Source organism: Deinococcus detaillensis (genome assembly GCF_007280555.1).
GTDB lineage: Bacteria > Deinococcota > Deinococci > Deinococcales > Deinococcaceae > Deinococcus > Deinococcus detaillensis.
On record NZ_VKDB01000070.1, the window covers coordinates 1 to 2,407 of the forward strand.

Here is a 2,407-nt window from a genome sequence, read left to right on the forward strand (position 1 = left end):
CCTGTGGGGACAGCACTGCGTAGGTGGAAGAAGCGTGGCCGATTTTCAGAATGAGACGACGCGCACGCGAGGCTTAGAATCCTGACTGATTTTCTCGGCGACGGCCTTACCCTTACAGTGGCGCTGGCCGAAAGCCCTTATGTTGAATATATAAACCCCCTCCCTAAACCTTTCCCCCTCCTTTCCGCAGCCCAAGCTTTTGCTCAAGCGGGGAATGAGAGTGCCGATGTGGGACAAGGCGTTGGGTTTTGACGCTCCAAAAAAGAATGAACCTTCGTTTTAGGAGTGTTTAGGTCTGTGAAAGGGTAAGCGAGAGTCAAGTGTCTTATTCCCTACGGTCAAGCGCTTGACTCCCTACTGGGATATATTCTCTGTCCACAAAGGAAAATCCAGGTCTTGATTTAGAAAACTGGACATTCGTTTTCTATCCGGTGATCCCCAAAGTCTCGCCTCCTTCTCTCGCCGAGCACCGCTCCCGCGCCCCCATGGCCCAGCCGAGCCAGCCCAGTGGTCAATCCACCGCCCGCTGGTCTCACGCTTTCCCCAACTCAGGTGATCGGTACTACTTGTACAGCACAAGGAACTGCGCCGCCTTGCGCTTCATCGGTCAAGTGGTGCAGGAGGGTCACGGTTTTTGCCTTCCCCATAGGGTATTTCCTCCCCAAAAAGATGGGGCTGCAGTGCCTGCCAGACCATAGGTTCCTCTCCATCAACTGGGGAGCACCTTCTTAAGGCATAAGGGTCAATGTTTCGGGTTTCGTCAAGATTTCCTTGACCGTCGTGTTGCCGTGATTGAGCAGCTTGTCGTCTTCAATCAAATCAAATCCGCAGGCAACTTGGGCAGTATCCGTTTCTTAGTCGGCGGCGTGATCGGCATTTTCTTCTTCGTCCAGGCTCATGAATTCCGTGTTCGAGAAGCTGACCGTATTGCCCTCTTCATCTGTCGCCAGAACTGGCGTCAGCAGCCATTCGCTCAGCGCAAACGTCACCAGTTGAGCGCGTCTTGTTCCCGCATTTTCGCTTAGCGTTTCTCCAGCCTGACTCATCTTCGCTTCGACGACGCCGAGAATCTCATCGAATCCAGCAGCGTCTTCAGCGGTAAAACGCAGCTCACGGCTGACAAAATCATCTTTTTTCTTCTTGGCCTTGGCGCTGGGATCGACTTCCTGAATGTGCTTGAGAATCTCCGCTTCATTCTTCTGACTCAGCAGCGTCCGGGCTTCATCGCGGTTTTTCATGGCCCACTCGTGGTTGTGCGAGATGGCCCGCAGGCGTGAAACGGGGATGCTGACCAGTTCCTCACGGCTGTAGCCCAGTCCCTGATCACCGGTCAGTCGGAAGGTGCGGAAGGTGCTCCAGGCGTCCGAGAGCGTGTTGCGGGCTTTCTTGTCGCCTTCTTCGAGGTGAAGCCGCTGGCCGATGCGCTCGAACAGCCCGTTCTTGCCTTTGGGCAGCTCTTCGACGTACAGACTGGCGACGATGTCCATGCGCCGGACGCGGGCTTCGGCTCCGACTTGCTCGATCTGGGAGTATTCCAGCGCGGCGTCTTGTTGCGGGCGGTACAGATCGGTGGGCAGTGCGCTGAGCAACGGATCAACTTTGGTCATAATTCTCCTAAGGACGAGATGAAGTTTAGGGTTGCCCCGTAAGGCAAAGCCTGTTTCGGTGAGCGGGCACCGACCGAAATTTCAGGTCTGCACCCGCTTGACCGGCGCGTCAAAGCGCAGGGTCGTCAGCGTTTCCATCAAAAGCGCGTACTCCTCTCCGGCGTACTCCAGGGACATGCGGTCTGATTTCTGGAGCTTGTTCAGGTTCCGGTAGATGGCTTTCATGGAAGGGTGGTCTCCGGCCAACCTCGCTGCCGCCACCGGGCCGATGCCGGGGACACCTTTGAGCCCGTCGCTGGCGTCCCCTTGTAGGGCGTGCAAGAGAGCAATGCGGTGCGGCGTACTTTCTTCTTGGCCAGCACCTCCAGAGGCCCCAGCGCGTGGTAGCTGCCCGCTTCCGAATGCAGCACGAACGTGCCGCTGCCCTCCGGCCCGGCGAAGGCCAGGCCCAGCAAATCTTTGTCGTTGCTGCAGATGGTCAGCCGCACTTCGGTAGAAAGGCACTGATCGGCAATCGCGGCCAGTACGTCGTCAGCCTCAAAGCCCGGTGAATGGTAGATCTCCATACCGAACTCGCGTGCCAGGATCGCGGGAGCCTCATCCAGCAATGCGCGGAAGTCTTCAGCCTTCTCGGGCCGGTGCGCTTTGTACGCCGGGTACAACTCATGCCGGAACGTCTTGCCGCCCTCGATGGCTCCCATCAGCCGGATGGGTTCGACTTGCCTCATCAATGTTCGCTGCATCGTCATCAATCGGTGCTTTGCCAAACCGTAAAAGTTGCCCTCCTGCCCCCTGGCAAC

The 2,407-nt window shown here is 57.2% G+C and carries 3 protein-coding genes; all 3 read right to left on the reverse strand.

Annotated features, from left to right (window positions below; translation table 11 throughout):
• Nucleotides 1-854 precede the first annotated feature (854 nt).
• Nucleotides 855-1,607, reverse strand: a complete 753-nt coding sequence (locus tag FNU79_RS18795; RefSeq protein WP_143722318.1) for a hypothetical protein — start codon at nucleotides 1,605-1,607, stop codon at nucleotides 855-857.
• An 81-nt stretch (nucleotides 1,608-1,688) separates the two neighbouring features.
• Complete coding sequence (locus FNU79_RS19325) at nucleotides 1,689-1,928, reverse strand: 5'-3' exonuclease H3TH domain-containing protein (RefSeq protein ID WP_185974828.1); 240 nt, start codon at nucleotides 1,926-1,928, stop codon at nucleotides 1,689-1,691.
• Nucleotides 1,829-2,407, reverse strand: a 579-nt coding sequence (locus FNU79_RS18805) for a hypothetical protein (RefSeq protein WP_225430212.1), incomplete at its 5' end; no start/stop codon positions are given. The genes FNU79_RS18805 and FNU79_RS19325, both read right to left, overlap by 100 nt.

Coding starts and splice junctions, on each gene's coding strand:
- FNU79_RS18795 (WP_143722318.1), bottom strand. CDS start 1,607: ATGACCAAAGTTGATCCGTTGCTCAGCGCACTGCCCACCGATCTGTAC.